Source organism: Pontiella sulfatireligans, from assembly GCF_900890705.1.
GTDB lineage: Bacteria > Verrucomicrobiota > Kiritimatiellia > Kiritimatiellales > Pontiellaceae > Pontiella > Pontiella sulfatireligans.
This window is the reverse complement of sequence record NZ_CAAHFH010000001.1, coordinates 168,914-188,134: the sequence shown is the minus strand read 5'-3', so window position 1 is coordinate 188,134 and position 19,221 is coordinate 168,914. Positions and strand designations below refer to the sequence as shown.

Here is a 19,221-nt window from a genome sequence, read left to right as displayed (position 1 = left end):
CCAACCTCTGGATTTATTTGCCCACGCCTACTGTAATATGGAGCTTCGCAATGTCGAATCCCGACATCCCTCTATCAACTTTCACTGTAAAAATATTTTCACCTGAATCCGAACGGACGGGCTTTCCCCGCAATCTGCCGTCCGCAGAAACGGAGAGCCAGTCCGGCCCGAATAGCTTCGAATACTTCAGCTGTTTATCGCTCTTCCCTTTGTATAGGGCCGTATCAGCAAGCGTTCCCGCATACACCTTGCCCATTGAGGCAGAAGGCTTGTGGAGCAACGGACCGTCAAAGGCAACATCGGCTCCGGCCCACGGCAAATCCGGCGCATTTTCAATTTTCGCTTTTTTCGAAAGCGACTGCAGACTGCCCGTGTACTGGTTTTTGTGACTGATAATATCCGGATGATATTTAAATCCGTTTGCCGTCACATGAGTGACCTTGACAGCAGGATCGTTTACATCCGGAATGGAGACAGCGGCAATTGACGGGCCGCGGGAGCCCGGCTCGCCGTAGAGACTGCGCCCAATCTGTGTAATTTTCCCGTGCAACTCTTCGGGATAGTCCTTGAAATGAACAAATCGTGTAACGATGTCGTGATCCCTATACGTAGCCGTCACCCCTTCGATAGTGATGGATTCAAAATCGCCCGGGGTCAGCTCGCCGGGATCAATGGTCATGTATTTTTGATCCGCGGTATATTTCCGCTTAGATACAAACCCGCCGCTCAGATGCACCGCGAACTCACTGCCGTCCGCCTTGATATCCCGGGCCACCACGGTTCCATGCTTCACCGTATGGGCCTCCATCATCAGAGCCGCCTGCCCGTTCACACTCGTCGTGTCTTCCACGGCAATGTCGTCGAGTCCAATATAGCCGCGCGGTTTTCCGAACGCGGCCAGGTTCATCTGAGGCAATCCTGTTTCCAGACGGGTGGCCACGCCGCCAATCGCCGTGATATTGCGAAAATGCAGATCATTCCCGGCATGCACCTGCAAAGCGCCATAACCGTAGTGCGCATTCTTAGCCACGATATTTTCGATCAAGCCATGTTTGGGAAGCAACGCGACGCCGTCCTCCTCGCCGGACCAGACAAAGATTAATGAACTGAATACCGTCCGGCTGTCATGAATGGTTAAGCCGGAAATCCAAAAGTTTTCAACATTGGAAAGAGCAGCAACCCGCAGCCCCTTTTCACTTAGGGGCAGGTAGATCTCTGCCCACTCATTCCGACTGCTGACCGACACGTTATTCGCTCTGCTTCCCTTCGCGCCGATGCTGAACATGATGGTGGACATCTTTTTCGGCCCCTCAATGGGCAAATGCAGCGATACCCCATTTTCAAAGATAAGATGCACTTCACTTTTCAGCACCAACCCCGTCACACGATACTCGCCGGCGGGTACGACAACATGTCCGCCGCCGTTGGCATGCACATCATCAATCGCTTTCTGGAAACCCAGAGAATCGTCATCTGCATCCATTTGGTAACCGGAACTGCCCAAAATGATTGTCGTAGACGGAGCGGTATAACTGTCCGGTGGCATATACGCGGCATAAGAACAGCTCGCAATCAGAACGGACAAAACTATGTGTTTGATATATTTCATTTCCAATCTCTCAATTATTTTCGTTCTACAAAACCTACGGTATCCAGGTCGTAGTTCTTAAACCCATCGAATTCGCCGCGATTCCAAAGGACAATGCGCTTGTCGCCGTGCCTCACGATAACCGGGCGGATATTCATCACCGGAGAATTTTGGGTGACCGCCTCCCACTGAATGGAAGAAACGTCATCGGCCAAGCCGATTTTTGCGCGGTAAATTTCGTGTTGGGTATCAAGATCCTCGCCGGTGGTCGGATTCACGTCCGTAGCAATATAAACAGCCGTCGGGTCAACCGGATCGATGGTAATCAGACCGGTGTAACTGGTTTCTCCGCTATGCAGGTTGTTTCCTCCGAACGCGACTTCACGGTCGAGCCATTGGGTGCCGTCCCATGAAGCGATGCGATAGCGGTGATCATACCGGCTGATGTAGAGCGTGTATCCGATATGCGGATGGCCTTCGGCATCCAGCATGATCGAACTGGTCCATGCCGCGCCATCGGCGCTATCAGCGCCGCCCTTTCCTTTCGCCGCCTTGGCTTCGGGTGATTTCGGCCCTTTCGGTCCGGTTCCATGATAGACGACCTCTGTTTGACTTGGAAGCACGGGGCCGTCTTTCAAGTCCTTGATAAAGGTCCCATCCGCCTTGAAGAATTTTCCATCGCGAAACTCAAAATAGTAGATACTGTTACCGTAATTGCGCGGATGCGCATCGGTGGTGCTAACATGGATGGTATCTATTCCATTGCCGACATACCGAGCATAGGGGCGGGCTCGTTTGCCGACCTCGCTTTGCACGAAGTGAACCGCATCGCTCCAGGTTTTTCCGGAATCCGTGGAGGTCTCGAAGGTCGGGTTATAGTTGATACCGCGGTAAAAGTTGTAGAGTTTCCCTTCGTCCTTCAGTTCCATCAGGTTCATGTAGGTCACATGATCCTTCGGATCGGAAGAAACAAGTGCATGCTTATATTCTTCGCTCCATTTCATCGGATCAACCGGGTCGGAAATGCGGTAATAATGATACACATCCCGTCCGTGCTTGGCATAAACGGAGAGCACGCTGCCATCCGGCCGGACGTGAAAGACCGGCGAGTTGTGATCGTCCTTATCAAAATTATCTTGCATCAGAACGGTGCCGATCGGCTTCTTCTGATCTAAGTTATAGATGCCGACCAGCGCCGGACCGGAGTCATTCCCCTTGACCGAGCCGATAAACAACTTCCCGTCGTGAGCGATGACGCGCGGATCCTGATACCAGCACCAGCCGCCGTCTTTCATGAAAACGGTGAAGGCGTGCGGATCTGCGCTCCGGTTATACTTCTGGGGTTTAGCTGCATTCGCAACCATGCAGGCCGTGGTTGCCATGAGTGTAAATAAAGTCAGGTATTTCATATTTTTAATGCAGTGCATTATTTGCCACCGACGAGTTTGTAGACTTCGGTGCCTGCTGCTAAGAAAGCGCCGATGCCATAGACTTCGGTTTTGTCAGGAAATGTTTTGCCCGGGCCAATACCCGTCGCCTGGACATAACCAAGAAATCCTTCTGGCGTAATACACTCAGTCAGCGCCTGCCAACCATGCAGGGCGACCGGTTCGTAGGTCGCACGATCCAAGATTCCGTTATTAATGCCCCATGCCAGCCCGAAGGTGAAAAAGGCGGTGCCGCTGGTGTCTTTGGAGGGATAGCTTTCAATATCGCCGAGCAAGCCCATCGACCACGTACCGTCTGGTCGCTGGCAGTTTTTCAGGCTGGCGGCCATTTCCTGGAAGAGGTTGATGTAGAACGGACGACCTTCCCAGTCAGTCGGCAGTTCCGGAATCATGAGGGCCAGTCCTCCGAAAACCCATCCGTTTCCACGCGCCCAGAACAGTTTTTTTCCGTTTTTCTCGAACTTGGTGAAGTTCTTGAAATCACGCGAGAAGAGGCGTGCTTCTGTATTCCACAGCAAGTCATAGGAGGTATGATATTCCTGATCCATGAAGTTGAGGTATATGCGATCGCCCGTTATCTTGGCCAGACGCGCCCAAGCTGGAGGCGCCATAAAGAGGGCATCGCACCAGCCCCAACGATCATGAGATTTGGTTCCCTTCCCTGTGATCAGTGATCCGGTTTTGGGATGGGCTAAAATCCAATCAAAATGGCTCTGTAATGCTTTCAGCATCGCCGGATCCTTGAACTCCTGATACATCGACGTATAGAATTGACCAACCGTGTGATCATCCGCGTGGTAAGGACGATTCGTATACAGTGTCCACTCGTTACGCACACCGATCATCTTCAGCCAATCCGTATATTTTGCCGGATTATCCGCGATGGCACACCAGTGAACCATGCCCGCATAAAGTGCCCCGTTGTGCCACGCGAGGTCGGGCCAGTTATCCTGCAACGTGCCCGCTTTTTTACGTTGCTCGATTCTACCCTTTGTTATGGCTCGATATTTCCAGGCCTCATCAAATGTCTCAATTTGCCAATCAGCCACCTTCTGGGTCAGGACTTTCACCTCTTCCGGAGAAGGCTCAGGTACAGTCACCATGCAGAGCAGCGCTTGCCCCATGGCTGTTCCCAACCGTTTCTGACCTTCCTGATTATAATGGGCCCCGTCCACCTTTGGAAAATCCATCGGAGGCCGTTCTTTCATAGTGCGAATGACCGCCACGTTCGGATCGGAGTCGGCTACGTCGACAAAAGCCGTACGGACCATATCGGGACCTTCCGGGAAACTCCCATAGGCGGAGTTGATTTGACCGCAAACAACGGGCATTTCCGGCACGTTGAATTCGGCACGATATGATGCAATCAGTGTTGTAAGGTTGGCCTCGTAGCTTCGAGCGGAGATTTCACGGGCGGCATCGTTTTCGCCCTGCATCCAGACCATGCCGATGATCTCGTAGCTTTTCCCCGCCTTTTCCAGTGCGGTCAGGTTTTCCTTAATGGCAGCAATATGCTCGCTATACAACTTCCGGGCCTGCTTTGCCTCGCCTTTTTCAACGGCCTGAGCTTTTTCCTGCGTCCATTCCGGATTCCACGCACCATAGAGCGACGTACCGCCCATCGAGTATTTAATAAACAAATATTCCTGCTCCGGATTCGCTTCGGCCAGTGTGACGCCGATAAACATTTCCGGACCGAAACTCTCGGCGTATCCATTTTTCTTCAAGTGTCCTTTTGAGATGGTATAGGTCAGCGGTATAGGTGCTTCGCCGTTTCGGCTGAGCAGAACGCATGAGGAGACCGCCTTAATCCGTGCCTTATCTGCATCGGATAGAGCATTATAGTTCCCCGCGCCGGCCATGTTCGACTGGCCTCCCAATAAAACGACTTGAACAAGCTCTGCACCGTTTGAGCACAGCACGGAACTGCAGAGGAGCAAGGAGCTAAGTATATTTTTCAGCATACGATATTCTTCCACTATTTTTTGAACTCAATACGAAAGGCATAGGCCGCTTCGCAGGGCTTGCCGCCTTTGGTCCGGATCACCAGTTCATCGTCGGTCTGCTCCCATTTAGCTTTCTTTCCGCCGCTGATGGAGTACACCGACTTGAGCTCGCGGGATTCGTGCGGGTTGCCCTTCGCCAGCGACTTGATTCTGAAGACACCGTCTTCCGGCCAGGCCAACGACGTTGCATACAGTATATCGGCATTGGTAGTGAAGCGGATGTCGGCGGCAACGTTGTCCACGTTTTCGTGCTCGGAATGGTTACCAGCACTGACTTTGGTGGGGCCTTCACCGAATAGTTTCCATGGGCGCGTGTCATAGATGGCCTCGCCGTTGACTTTCAGCCACGCGCCAATTTCCAGAAAGATCGCTTTTGACTCGTCGGCAATCGTTCCATCCGCCTTGGGTCCGGTTGCGAGCAGCAGGCTGCCGTTCTTGCTGACGATATCGACAAGCTCATCAATCAAGTAGCCGGAGGTTTTGTATTCCTCGTGGTTGATGTATCCCCAGGAGATCTTTCCGACCGAGGTATCGGTCTGCCATGGGCGCGGATTGATGTCGCTCATGCGGCCGCGCTCTAGATCGAGCACAATCAAATCTTCCGGAAACGACTTTACCGAATGATCCTGAACAAACTTCCCGTCTACGCGCTTGGTTTTGTTCATGTTCTTACCCTGGAAAACAACCTCTTTCCCCCACTCCAGCCCCTTGTTGTAGTAGTATGCCAGAATGGGAGCATGCACAGATTCAAATCCGGGCTTATCCAAGCCGAAGTCGAACCAGAGCAGATCCGGTTCATACATATCGATGGCCTCGGTGGTGCGGGCCCACCACTGGTCGAGAAACTCCTGGCTAGGCTTTGAACCTTTCTCTATCGGCTTCCAGTAAAGATCCTGATACTGCGGATCATTGACGTCCCAATCTGGATCCCTTTTGGGATAGTATCCGCGGCTAAGCGCCAGGTGCGATGAAACTCCAAACTTCATGCCTTCGGCGCGCACTGCCTGTTCGAGCATACGCATGATGTCTTTTTTCGGTCCAATCTCGACCACATTCCATCGAGTCAGCTTCGAGGCATACATTGCATAGGCATCATGATAGTCCGCCATGGGAACCACATAGCGGGCTCCGGCCTCCTTGAACAGAGAAGCCCACGCGACGGGATCATATTTTTCCATTTTGAACAGCGGGAAGAGATCCTTGTACCCAAACTCGGACGGATCGCCATAGTGCTCACGATGGTAGCTCCAAGGATTCACCCCGCCACGAGTCCAGCTTTCCTGGTAGATCCCCTTGCCGTATTTTTCGCTGCTGACCTCCGGCACGGAAAACGCCCCCCAGATCACGAAGATACCGAACTTCGCGTCGCGGAACCATTCCGGGCACTTGTAATGCGAGCGGATAGAGCCCCAGTCCGGCTCGTAGCGAAACTCCTCCGCCTGGGTGCTCAATACAAAACCGACGAGGAGTGTTGTGATCAGCCGCTTCATTTTCAATCCTTGAAATGAATACGAAAGGCATAGGCCGCTTCGCAGGGCTTGTTGCCTTTCGTCCGGATGACCAGTCCTTCATCGGATTGTTCCCATTTTACTTTTTTACCGCCGCTGATGAATTCGACTGACTTGATTTCGCGGGATTCGTACGGGTTGCCTTTGGCGAGTGATTTAATGGTGAAGACGCCGTCTTCCGGCCAGGCCAGTGAGGTGGCATAAAGCGTGTCACCATGGATGGTGAAGCGAATGTCGGCAGCGACATTCTCAACATTTTCTTGTTCGGAGTGGCTTCCGGCACTGACCTGGGTCGGCCCTTCGCCAAAGATTTTCCACGGGCGGGTTTTGTAAATCACTTCACCGTTGAGCTTCAACCAGGCCCCCATCTCTTTCAGGATTGCCGTTTCTTCTTTGGTGATCGTTCCGTCTGATTTCGGGCCGACATTGAGCAACAGGCATCCGTTTTTACTGACAATATCGATCAGCTCATCCAGCAGGGATCCGGAGGTTTTGAATGTCACGCCTTGGATATAGCTCCAGGAGTTTTCTGCGGTGGCGGTATCCGTCTGCCAAGGAAGATCGCGAATTCCGCTCATACGGCCCCGCTCCAGATCAAGCACAATCAAATCCTCTGGAAACGATTTCACCGATGTGTCATGAAAAAACTTCCCGTCTATGCGTGAGGTTTTGTTCATATTCTTGTCCTGAAAGACGACGCCTTTGTTCCACTCAAGACCTTTGTTGTAGTAGTAGGCAAGGATCGGTTTGTGGATGGACTCCCAGCCCGGCTTATCGATTCCAAAATCAAACCAAAGGATGTCCGGCTCATACTGATCAATAATGTCGGTCGTGCGGTTCCACCACAGTTCCAGATGCTCTTTGCTCGGCGGTGACCCTTTTTCGGTGGGCGGCATATAGAGATCCCAGTCGTCCGGATTGTTGGTATCAAAGGTCGGATCCTTCTTACTGAAAAAGTTGCGGCCCGTCGCCAGATGCGAAGAACAGCCGAATTTCAAACCCGCGCTGCGAGTCGCATCGGCCAGCATGCGCATGGTGTCCTTCTTCGGGCCCATGTTGACCACATTCCAACGGGTAACCGTTGAGTTGTACATGGCAAAATTATCATGATGCTCAGCAACCGGCACCACATACTTTGCACCTGCCTCTTTGAAGAGGTCCACCCAGGCCTCGGCGTCAAACTTTTCGGCTTTAAACATCGGAATAAAATCCTTATAGCCGAACTCCGAGTGAGGGCCGTAGGTTTTAATGTGATGCTCGTAGGCCGACTGTCCCCGTGGATTCGTCCAGTGTGAATAATACATGTATTTGCCATATTTTGTCGTGGCATAGGCCGGCACGGTATAGGGGCCCCAATGAAGAAAGATGCCGAACTTTGCATCGCGGAACCATTCCGGCACTTGATACTGACTCCGGATCGAATCCCAGTCGGCCTCATACCTGAATTCTTCTTTCGGCTGTCGCCCGCCACCCAACGAAATCGACACCACCACAACCAAACAACATACAACTCGAATCACTTTAAGCATCTCTATCTCCTTTTTTAACAATCCTACCGATTACCCTTTTTTGAAATAATATCGAGGTAATACGCATCCGTGATGATATCCGGATCCTTAAACGGGAAACCGCGGCGTTCAATGACGGCATCCTTGTCGATGACAATCCAATCCACGGGCGCAACCTTGACCGCTCCTGAAGAAGCACCGGTTGAAAACTTATTCCTTCCATAGCCCGGAATGACCGTGACTTTTTTCTGAATATCCTCCGGCAAAAACTGAACATTGTTCATTTTTCGGGAAAGCGTGCGGAACTGGCTGCCGTGATCATCATAGCGGGCTGTGATCTTCCCTTTGATCAGCACATTTTCAAAGACTCCGTCTTCTTTACCGCTGCTGGCATGCACGGCCCACTGGCAGCCATACGACGTAACATTTTCAATAACGGCCTTCCCGTTTACAGCACTTTTCGGAGCAATCAAAACCGCAGCCCGGCCGTGGCGTCCGATAATATTTGAAGCTTGCAGATTCTGGATGCCGCCCGGTGCCGTGGCAGATCCCTGCTCGAGCCGCAGCGTAAACCCGCCCTGCCCATCAAGATTCCGCGCAATAATATTGGCTCCACCCTGCATCTGCAGGAGTCCCCAACCAGGGCCGGCGCCCGTCATAGTAATGTTTTCGATCGTACCATCACTCGCCGTGTTTTGCGTCATGATCGTTGAAAAGCGGGTGTCTTTTTCATCGATGAAAATATTCGCAATCCAGAAATTTGTAACCTCTTTCGCTCCGAAAGCTCGAAATGACTGTTGATCCGGATTATCAGAATCTCCGTCTACCGCAATGACCGCTTTGTCCGAAGGGGAAGCACCAACAATGCTCATATTCTCCCCCGTTAGGTTGAAAACGTTGGCTCCCTTGACATTGTCTTTCCTGATCCGAACACCCGGTTCCATACGGATGTGAATGTCCGATGCAAGTACAATGCCTCCCAACGCATATTCATCGTCACTGGACTTCAGCAAAATGATCCCCCGGTGATCCGGAAGTCCATCAATAAGCTCCTGAAGGCGACTGGAATCACTTCCGGCTTTATTGACAAATTCGTACGTTTTTAACTGCTTGAAATTTTCAGGCTCCGTGTAACCGCCTTTTGCACCGACTAAAGCCGGCACTGAAACAAGAATGAGTGCAACGGCTGGAATGATTCTAACAACAGATCGTTTATTCATACTAAACCTTAGTTTGCAGCTCGTTTATTCGATGTGGTTTCCCGATGACCTTCCCACTCCTTGGTCATGTAGGACCGGCGTTCATAGGTATATCCCTCCGGCAGGCCGCGTTCTTTGGGAATGAAAGGTTTGAGTTTGTTCACGATGGAGTCGTATTCCGGATTACGAATACCTTTGGCCAACAGGTTTTTCCACTCCTTGGAATCCTTGCGATGGTCGTACAGCTCCTCAGATCCATCACCATAACTGATATAGTGCCAATGGTCTTTGACCACGCTGATATCTTTCCCCGATCCTGCGTTGGTAATCACCACCGGTTCGGACCGTTTTGCGTTCGGGTTTTCCAGCAGCGGAAGCAGGCTCACGCCCGAAAGCTGATGTGGCGGGTCCATATTTGAAAGTTCCATGATGGTCGGATAAATATCGATCAGCGAAACCGGCACATCCGTTGCACCGGCCGGTTTGCCCGGGACCTTAACAATCATCGGTGTGCCGGAGCTGCCCTTCCAGTTAACCGATTTCCCGACCCGGTTCTTTTCACCCAGCTGATATCCGTGGTCACCGATAATAATCACCACCGTGTTATCCGCATACGTACTTTTTGCCAAACCATCCAAAACGATACCGACGGCAGCATCGGCATACGATGTTGCTGCAAAATAGGCATGGCGCAGTTCCTTCCATATATCCGGCGAATGCTGGACGTGTGTCATGAACCACTGTTTTTTCTTTTGCACGGATGCCGGAAGGTCGGCCATTTCGTCATCGGGAATTTTCGGAAGTTCCAGCCGCCATTTCTCTTCTTCATTTGTATAGAGATCAAAAAACTCCCGCGGCGCAATGATTGGAATATGCGGCCGGAAGATTCCACACGCTAAGAAAAACGGTTTTTCTTCCACGTCCGGGGCAAGCGCTACCTGCGGATTGGATTTATTTCCAGTCAGGAAATCCGCGCAGAATCGGGCGGAATTAAAGTCGAGCGTATTTTCGGGACTAACGTCTGTGGGACCAAATGCCCATGCCTCTTTGATTTTTTTCCGCTCTGCCAAAGGCATGTCCGGATTTGCGCGGCCGACCCACTCGGGCACCCAATCCGAATCGAGAAACTCATCATAAAAGTTTTTGCCGTAATAATCGCCGAAATCGACGACCGGCTGGTACGTCCAGGATCTGGGATCCGAATCGGACTCAGGGTCGTTTTCTTTTTTCAACCGCCCGTGAAAGATCTTGCCCGCAACAACCGTATTGTATCCATTGTTCTTGAGAAACTGCGGAAGCGTCACTAGATCCTTCGCCTCTTCGGTTTTGCGGAAATGCTGCGAATTGGAAAAGACCTTGCTGACCTCCGGGCGCACACCGGTCAGCATGGATACACGCGAGGGATTACACGACGGGCAGGCGGAGTAGGCGGAGGTGAATTTCAGCGCCCCTTCACTGAATCTATCGATGTGCGGGGTAATCGCCGGGCCATCAAAACAGCCCAGCGAAGTATTCATATCATCAATAACGATCAACAAGATATTCGGCATCTGCTCTGCCGTCACGGAAACCGCGATACAGAGCAACCCACCAAACAATGCAGCAAGTTTCATTATTTAAACTCTATTTTAAAGACGTACGCTGCTTCACAGGGTTGATTCCCTTTTACGCTGATGCGCAATCCATCGGCCGTCTGCTTCCATTTGGTCTTATTGGAGCCGCTGATGAATTCGACCGACTTAATTTTCCGGGATTCATGCGGATTCCCTTTAGCCAGTGATGTAACGGTAAAGACACCATCTTCAGGCCAACCCAGCGAAGTGGCATAGAGTACGTCCCCATTGACAGTAAAGCGGATGTCGGCCGCAACGTTGTCTGCATTTTCACTCTCGGAATGGTTTCCGGATGCAACCTTCGTGGGGCCTTCGCCGTAAATTTTCCACGGGCGCGTACTGTAGATGGCCTCTCCGTTGAGCGTCATCCATACACCGATTTCTTTCAGGATCGCTTGGTCCTGATCCGGAATCGTGCCGTCGGCCTTGGGCCCAATATTGAGCAGCAGACATCCGTTTTTACTGACGATATCGATCAGCTCGTCGATCAGGTATCCGGACGTTTTGTATTCCTCATTCTTAATGTAGCCCCACGAACGTTTGCCGACCGCGGTATCGGTCTGCCACGGAAGCTCGCGAATGTCCGACATGCGACCACGTTCGATATCAAGCACAATCAAATCTTCGGGGAACGATTTTGCGCCTTTCATGTTCTTGTCCTGAAAAACGACGCCCTTGTTCCAATCGAGTCCCTTGTTGTAGTAGTAGGCGAGAATTTTCTTGTGCACGCTCTGCCAGCCGGGCTTGTCGAGACCAAAGTCGAACCAGAGAACATCCGGCTCGTACTGGTCGATGATATCGGTAGTGCGATCCCACCAGTGGTCCTTAAATTCCTGGCTGGGCTCTGCCAGCCCCTTTTCCGAGGCCTTCCAGTAAAGGCCCTGATTTGCCGGATCACTGGTATCCCAGCTCGGGTCCTTTTTACTGTAATAGTTTCTGCTATTGGCATAATGCGACGACGCACCGAACTTCAGGCCCGCTGCGCGGGTCGCATCGGCCAGCATGCGCATGGTGTCCTTCTTCGGCCCCATTTCCGCTACATTCCACTTGGTATGCTTCGAGGCATACATGGCGAAGGCATCGTGGTGCTCAGCAACCGGAACCACATATTTTGCCCCTGCTTCCTTGAACAGAGCCACCCATTCTTCAGCATTGAAGTTTTCAGCCTTGAACATAGGAATAAAATCCTTGTAACCGAACTCAGAATGCTTCCCGTAGGTTTCCTCGTGATGCTTAAAGTGGTTGTAGCCGTGCTTCTCGCGACCTTTGTAGTACATGTATTTGGGATATTTTTCGCCGCCATAGGCCGGAACAGCGTACGGGCCCCAATGCAGGAAAATGCCGAACTTGGCATCCCTGAACCATTCCGGCACCTGATAATGGCTGCGAATCGAATCCCAGTCGGGTTCGTAGCGGAACTCCTCCGCCTTTGCCTGCGTATTCAGCAGAACCGTAAAACACAATAAAAACCATGCTGTCTTGGCCATCTTCCTTCTCCTGTTCAAGGTATGTTTAACTCGTCTATTCCTTATACAAGCCGAAAGAAGCAACCGAAACAGTCTCCCCTCTCATTCTGTGCATAATAGCCGGAACTGTTCTAGTTCCTGCCCTTTCTCCATGGCCTCTTCCGTTCCGTGATGATCCGATCGGGCTGATGCTCAAATCCTTCCATGGTCACATTGAGTATTCTGATCTTAGGATCTGTGGTGGCGGCAGCGGCAACCGAAGGGCCGTCGTAACTGACACCGTCCGGGTTCAACGTTTTTGAAATGCGATCCTGAAGCGGTGCTGGAACCTCCGGGAAATTCTTAGGCTTGAGCTGCGCCTTTTCCCCATAAACCGCATGCACATTCCTGATGATGCTGGAGGGAGCAAAGCGTCCTGGCTTGAGCCCCGCAGCGACCTGCTCGGCGTTCGCAAACCCCACCCCCGCCGAAGCGGCTAGAATCGCACTTTCAGCATAAACGCCATCAATATCAACGTGCCCGTTCTGTCGAACATGGGATCCCATCATGACGCCGCCGTGCCCGTTGGCAATTGAAATGTTCCGGCCGAAGATCTGATCCAGATTCATATCCGCCGGGGCAAAGGTCACCCCTTTGGCACCGGTTTCCAGACGCAGGGTGATTCCCCCGGTTGCTGAAAGATCTTTAAACAGAATGTTATATCCGGCCTGCGCCTGAACAACCCCGTAGCCATAATGCCCTTTATCCACATTCCCGTTTTTGACGACTCCGTTCCGAGCTCGGAAATAGTTGCCGTCCCGTTCGGCCAGATTAAACGTCAGGGATGAAAGCGCGGTGAAATTATCCAGGACATTAAAATCCGAAATCATGAAATTATCCACGTCCTTGCAATTCACAAAGCCCATCCGCATCGTGCGCCCGGCAGGAATCGATGTAAGATCCACCGTATATCGCCGACCTCCAGCCCCCCGGATACTGCAGTTATTCGCAGCCGCGTCCCTGCCCATCGAAAACATAATTCCAAGCCCAGGAGGAACCAGCACCGCTTCCGGATCAACCTCAATGTGGACATTCGATTTGATCTGAATGTCGTCCAGAATAAACCGGCCTTGGGGAATCATGATTTTACCGCCATCCGGCAGCACCGTCATCTCGTCGACCGCTTTCTGCAAAGCCGCTGAGTCATCCGCGTCGTCCGATCCGCTCGCTCCATAATCCTTAACCAGATTCACCGACCTGCTGACTTGCTGAATAGTATCTTTATAAAAATCTTGCTCTGCTGGTTCGGCGAGAACCGTCACAACAAACCCTAAAAACAACAGATAGGCCCTTCGTTTATTTTTCATAATTTTTTCCCTGAATCTTGCCCGCTATTCCATTGGCCACTTTTTCCCTCAGTCGAACAACATCGCCTTTTGCTGCCACTCCCCACACCATTTCAAACTCATCAATAGCCTTCTTCGCCACCTTCGGGCTCTGTGCTCCGACCGCTTCTTCCGCTTGCTTTAATTCTCCGCGATAGGCTGTGCTCAAATCATTGAGTGCGGGCAGGGCTTCCGCTCCCCAAGGCTGGTTGAACATTACGCCGCGATAGGGACGAAGGGCGGCGAGTATTTCTCCCCTGCGTTTCGCGTCGCCGATTCCCGGCTTGATCTTCGCCCACGCCGCTTCGCCTTCGGCCGAAAGCGGACTGTCCAGAAAATCGATAGCCTTGTCGAGGTAAACGGGATCACGGACTCCATGACCTGCATTGGGATCTTCTATATATGTTGCCATCGACATCTTAGCCTTATAGAAGTCGTAGTTTTCCTTCGATTCAGCGCGGTTGAAGTCATCTTTTCCTTCGATCACGGCCAGCCGCGAGGACGTGTAAAAACGCTCAAGCGATTCCGGCGGTATGTTCGAAGGCTCCCAAGTCGCGAAGGAATAGAAGCCGCAATTCGGCATGGCGCCCGTAAAGATTTCCGGGTAGCGCAACATGATGTAGCTTGTGACCCGGCCCCCGCCAGAAGAACCGGTTGCGTAGACCCGATCGGGGCGAATGTTGTACCTTCGCTTTGCCAGTTCCACCCCAGCCAATGCACACGCGACCCGCCACGCAACCGAATCATAATTGCCTGAGAGGTTGGCGGTCATCGTGACCATCCGCCTGTCATCGACGACATACGTGAAGCGATGCCCGGAATCTTTATCCAGGGCTCCTTGCTTGGGGGATAAATAAAAGATCAGTCCGAGGGGTTCTCCGGGTTCAATGTCCGTGGGTGCGCAAACCGTAAAAACGACCGGTTCGCCCTCGAATCGCCTGAACTTGCTCAGCTCCTCCTTCTCCTTTTTGGTCTTGGCCTTCTTGACGGCGGCTTTGTCGGAGCCATACCGATAGGTCAAAGGATTCTTGAGCGCATCGACCGGTTGCTCTCCCAGTGGAACCGCAATGGTATTCCATAAGGCTGAAGGAAGGCCAGGGCAGCTGACCCGATAGGTGCCGGTCTGCTCATGCTGTTGGTCGAATATCGGGTCCCAAAAAACAAATGGATCACCGCGTTGACTGTTTGAAGGATTCTCCGATCGCGCGGCTATGGCGACACCTGCAACGGCACATATAACTAAGAAGACTGAACAGGTTTTCATTGGTTGCTGCCTCATCGGTTCGGCTATTTTAAATTTCCATCGGCATTCTGTCCGACGTCGAAGCTCGTCAAGGCGTTGCCTTCACGGGGATTTTCAACGCTTCGACTATTTTGACTTCCTGTTCTCCATAGGCCGGATTGCCTTTCCAGAGGAATTTTCCATCCCGTCCAAACAGGAACAGCGACGGGAAGCCCCTGACGCGAAGATCCTTGGCCAGAGTGCCGCCGCATCCGACGGGATACTTCATCTCAATCTCCTTTATGAACTCGCGGACCACATCGGCTTGTTCCCACGTGATTCCCAACACCACCAGCCCTTGGTCTCGATATTTTTCCTGGAGTTCATTGATCTCTGGAATGCCTTCAACACAGGGTTCGCACCAGGTTGCCCAAAAATCAATCAAGACGACCTTTCCTTTCAAGCTTTTCCAAGTCGGAGGGATCTCCGCACCCAACCATTCCTTCGATTGGAACGGCGGAGGAACATCTCCAACTTTGAGCCGTGGTTTACGCTGTGGCTTATCCTTTTTCCCCTTCTTGGTTTTGGGGGTATTGGGGATCTCCGCTATACACGGGTTTTTGCCCGGCTCCATGGCGGCATCTTCGGTCGTTGCACTGGACGAGCCGCTCCATCCTACCGAAATGAATCCCAACGCTACCCCGATCACAAGCAAGACCATCGTGCTTTTCCCAGTGATCTTCTTTGTGTGCATGGCGTTCCCTTCTTTCATTTTCAGTTATTCTGACATTACGTGATTGAACTTCATAAAGTTCAGATTCATTTGAGACAGGAACGAGGCGGGGCAATCTGCGCCGCTCCCTGTTCATAGTTAAACTTTTGTTTACCACACCCTAATTTTATTGGCACCCGGCCCGATTTGGCCCAAAGGTCCTGCCGTTGGAGACGGGGAATTCCGCTTCTTCCCCAGCAGGTCGAGATTAATCTTCATGGATGAACCATCCGGATTCTCGAACGGTGCGCGGGCAATAAAGGATTGGCCGAGCGACTCGGTGGCAACCAACGACGTATTTACTCTGGATACGGAGTCATCCAGGTCGATCTCAAGGAAAAACTGTCCGCCTTCTTCAACGATTTTTGCAACCGGATCGACATCCTCTACCGAAAGCGATCCTTCCTCTGAACCGAACGGCTCTGTGCCTTTGTAATACAAATTACCGCCTGTGAACATGGGCAATAGGTTTTCAACATTATTAAACGCGCCAAGCCCCAGACCATAGTTTTTGGTGCCAAAGTTCCGGGTGCGATGGTCCTGCTGGAGAAAAATGTTGTTGTAAAAACGATCATCACCACACTGAACAAAGGCAAACCCCTTGATTTCCGTCGAATGCGGATAATTATAGGGTGTGTAGCGCTCGCCCGTCAGGACGGCATTCTTCCCCGCAATCAGGTTATGGACAAATGTACTGCCTTGTGAGCGATTGATAAGGCCGGACAAAAAGATATTGTTATCAAACACGCACGGCCCATGGTTCACCTCGGCCAGAACATCGCAACTGTAGTTATCAAACAATACATTGGAAGAAACCCGCGTTCCCTGAACAATCCAATCCATCCACATGCCCCGAAAGGTATTGTGGATCAGGTTATTCCGAATAATCACATCAATCGGGCCATGGAACTTAATGCCGGCGATTTCCGCTCCAGCGAATTGCCTTTGGGTATGAATGTCGTAAATATGGTTGCCGCTGATTTCACTGAATGCGCATCCCAAACTTCCGCAGATGCCTGTTTGACCGCAGTTGAAAATTGTATTGCCCCGCACAATATGGGAACCGACAGTCTCTTTGGACCACCCTTCCTTAGCGAGCTTCATGATCATTTCAATATACAAAACGGAACCATCCCGCTCTTTTTCTTTGGTCCAAACGTTGTGCCCGGATGCACGGTCTTTACCGAGGGTAATGCCGGAACACTTGGAATCACTGATCACATTGTTTTCAATAATCCAGCCCTTGCTCCAGAAGGTTCCAATCAACCCCACCTGCTCTGCGGTTGGAGCCGCCCAGTTTGCAGCCGCCTGACTCATCCGAAAACCACGGATGGTGATATAGTTAATTCCGGTTTCGGCCGGATAAAAACAGCTGTTGCGGGCATTGATTTCAATCAATTCCTGAGTCGGGTCCGCACCTTGGAAGTTGGCGTAAAGGGTCGTCGTTTTTCCATCCGACTCACAGAACCAGGTAAACAGTGAATCCTCCGGCCTGTAGGCTTTTTCAACCATCCGAGACTTCATCACATTTTCCAGCGTGGCGCTTTCGAACAGCGCCTTCCCACTCAGATACACCTCGCCGGTGTGGTGAATCCGATCCCGATCATTAAACCAGTCGCCCTCAATCAGGATTTGATAGGGATTATGGCCTTTAAATAATGAGTTCGGAACCATCGCTTTCCAAACGTCCCCCTCCACCGGTTCCCAGCCCGTGATGACTTCGGACCCTTTAATGTGGACCGCCTCATCTTTTGCTGCCTGATAGGTAATTCGTTTTGAATCCGACTTTCCGCCGCGGGGCGGAACAATCTTTTCACGATAGATACCTTCATGCACGGTAATGACATCACCGGGCTTAGCCCGATCCGCCGCCGCCTGAATGGTTAAGAAGGGGGCCTTTGAACTCCCTGAGTTGCCGTCCTCCCCCTGCTTTGAAACATGGTATTCCTTCGCAGAAACCAGCGTCGCGAGAATTAGTCCAAGAGCTATGATAATCTGATGTTTCATCGGTATTCCCTTTATTTGCAATACGAACGAAGCGAGTCAACCTGTGTCCATTTCCCCTTGGATGCTTTTTCATTCTGCTGAGTTGGGCCCGGCGTACTGCGGCCGTTAAAAACAATCGAAGCCAGTTCTCTCATCATGGCATCCACCGTTTCCGGTTTTTGAGCCGCAACGTTGGTGGATTCGACTTCGTCGGTTTCCATATCGAACAGCATCACCGTTGCATCGGAATTGATAATCGGCTGATCTTTCGGATTAACACGCGGCGAAGGGCCGCCGTCATCCAGAACCAGCTTCCATTTCCCGCGACGCAGTGCAAAGGTGCCTTGGTCCGAATGGTGTACGATGCCACGGCTGTCATTTCCAGGGATTGGAAGTCCGTTCAGCGCCCGTAAAAAGCTGACACTGTCTTCGCCGGTGTTTTCGGCCAACGGCACCTTGCACAGGTCCGCGACCGTTGCGAGCAGGTCGGTGGTGCAAATCAGGTCATTGTTCCCTACCCCGGCTTTCACAGTAACCGGCCAGCGCACCAAAAACGGAACGCGATGGCCGCCTTCCCATATATTGCCCTTGCAGCCGCGGTAGATCCCGCAGGAAAAATGCCCTTTGGCCTGCATTTCTGCATTGCCCACCTTGTGCGCAATGCCGTTATCGGACGTAAAGATAACCAGCGTATTCTCGGACAGCTTCAACTCATCGAGTGTTTTCAGCACTTCACCAACGGCCCAGTCGACTTCCATCATAAAATCGCCGTGCAGGCTGAGCCCGCTCTTGCCGCGAAACTCATCGCGCGGCATCAACGGATAGTGCGGCGCATTCAGCGGCATATACGCAAAAAACGGTTCCTGAGCATGTTCCCGGATCCAGCCGCAGGTTTTATCGGCCGTTTTTTCAAGCACCTCGGTCTGATTAAAGTCATCGGCAAGCCAGCCGGTATTGCCCTCAATGCCGCGCGCGGCAATTTCATCTTTGGAGTCGATATATTCCAGGTTACCTAGCGCCTGCCCGTTTTCCACATAGCAGTGCGGAGACAGATTAAAGGTTTCCACGCCCCAAGAATAATCGAATCCATACGCGTTCGGCGCAAATTCAGAAACCCCGAACACCTCGCTTGCAGGGCCATTAGCCGGCTTTTTAGATTTCTTCGGCAGCTCCATGCCCAAATGCCATTTGCCGATGCAGGCTGTCGCGTATCCCTGTTTTTTCAAGAAGCTGGCCACCGTTTCGCGTGCAGGATCGATCAAGTGATGCGAATTCCCACGCAGCACCCCTTTCTTTAGTCCCGAGCGCCAGGAATAACGCCCCGTGAGAATGCCGTAGCGCGTTGGCGTACAAATCGTGTCGCTGGTGTGTGCATCGGTAAACTTCATCCCCTCCGCTGCCAGACGATCAATATTCGGCGTCGGAAATTTACAGTCGCTGTTGTATAGCACTGCGCATCGCCGATGCCCATGTCGTCGGCCAGAATATAGATAATGTTCGGCTTTGTTTCTGCCATACTGGAGATTGCGAATAGCCCCGCG

Annotated in this window: 14 protein-coding genes; all 14 read right to left on the bottom strand. The window is 51.8% G+C overall.

Going from position 1 to position 19,221, the window contains the following annotated elements:
* Positions 1-13: 13 nt before the first annotated feature.
* Positions 14-1,609, bottom strand: a complete 1,596-nt coding sequence (locus tag SCARR_RS00695) for a glycoside hydrolase family protein (RefSeq protein ID WP_136059623.1) — start codon at positions 1,607-1,609, stop codon at positions 14-16.
* A gap of 14 nt (positions 1,610-1,623) precedes the next feature.
* A complete protein-coding gene (locus SCARR_RS00690) occupies positions 1,624-3,015 on the bottom strand; it encodes a BNR-4 repeat-containing protein (RefSeq protein ID WP_222846114.1) in 1,392 nt (463 codons plus the stop codon).
* Complete coding sequence (locus tag SCARR_RS00685; protein ID WP_136059622.1) at positions 3,015-5,000, bottom strand: glycoside hydrolase family 88 protein; 1,986 nt, start codon at positions 4,998-5,000, stop codon at positions 3,015-3,017. Before SCARR_RS00685 ends, SCARR_RS00690 begins: the two co-directional genes overlap by 1 nt.
* A 14-nt stretch (positions 5,001-5,014) precedes the next feature.
* A complete protein-coding gene (locus SCARR_RS00680; RefSeq protein ID WP_136059621.1) occupies positions 5,015-6,532 on the bottom strand; it encodes an alpha-L-fucosidase in 1,518 nt (505 codons plus the stop codon).
* A 2-nt stretch (positions 6,533-6,534) separates the two neighbouring features.
* Positions 6,535-8,079: an alpha-L-fucosidase gene (locus tag SCARR_RS00675; protein ID WP_136059620.1), complete on the bottom strand. Its 1,545-nt coding sequence runs from the start codon at positions 8,077-8,079 to the stop codon at positions 6,535-6,537.
* A gap of 23 nt (positions 8,080-8,102) precedes the next feature.
* Positions 8,103-9,278, bottom strand: a complete 1,176-nt coding sequence (locus SCARR_RS00670) for a hypothetical protein (RefSeq protein WP_136059619.1) — start codon at positions 9,276-9,278, stop codon at positions 8,103-8,105.
* 8 nt (positions 9,279-9,286) lie between these two features.
* Positions 9,287-10,870 (bottom strand): sulfatase, encoded by a 1,584-nt coding sequence (locus SCARR_RS00665; protein ID WP_136059618.1) that lies wholly within the window; start codon positions 10,868-10,870, stop codon positions 9,287-9,289.
* Positions 10,870-12,357, bottom strand: a complete 1,488-nt coding sequence (locus tag SCARR_RS00660) for an alpha-L-fucosidase (RefSeq protein WP_136059617.1) — start codon at positions 12,355-12,357, stop codon at positions 10,870-10,872. Before SCARR_RS00660 ends, SCARR_RS00665 begins: the two co-directional genes overlap by 1 nt.
* A 110-nt stretch (positions 12,358-12,467) precedes the next feature.
* A complete protein-coding gene (locus tag SCARR_RS00655; protein ID WP_136059616.1) occupies positions 12,468-13,682 on the bottom strand; it encodes a glycosyl hydrolase family 28-related protein in 1,215 nt (404 codons plus the stop codon).
* Positions 13,672-14,964, bottom strand: a complete 1,293-nt coding sequence (locus tag SCARR_RS00650) for a prolyl oligopeptidase family serine peptidase (RefSeq protein WP_168432865.1) — start codon at positions 14,962-14,964, stop codon at positions 13,672-13,674. Before SCARR_RS00650 ends, SCARR_RS00655 begins: the two co-directional genes overlap by 11 nt.
* Before the next feature lie 67 nt (positions 14,965-15,031).
* Complete coding sequence (locus SCARR_RS00645; protein WP_168432864.1) at positions 15,032-15,676, bottom strand: TlpA disulfide reductase family protein; 645 nt, start codon at positions 15,674-15,676, stop codon at positions 15,032-15,034.
* Positions 15,677-15,805: 129 nt separating this feature from the next.
* Positions 15,806-17,701, bottom strand: coding sequence for a right-handed parallel beta-helix repeat-containing protein (locus SCARR_RS00640; RefSeq protein ID WP_136059613.1), 1,896 nt, complete (start codon positions 17,699-17,701; stop codon positions 15,806-15,808).
* 11 nt (positions 17,702-17,712) lie between these two features.
* Positions 17,713-19,068: a sulfatase family protein gene (locus SCARR_RS00635; RefSeq protein WP_168432863.1), complete on the bottom strand. Its 1,356-nt coding sequence runs from the start codon at positions 19,066-19,068 to the stop codon at positions 17,713-17,715.
* On the bottom strand, positions 19,065-19,196 hold the full coding sequence (locus SCARR_RS29005; RefSeq protein WP_281281081.1) for a hypothetical protein: 132 nt from the start codon (positions 19,194-19,196) through the stop codon (positions 19,065-19,067). The genes SCARR_RS00635 and SCARR_RS29005 overlap by 4 nt, the downstream gene beginning before the upstream one ends.
* Positions 19,197-19,221 lie beyond the last annotated feature (25 nt).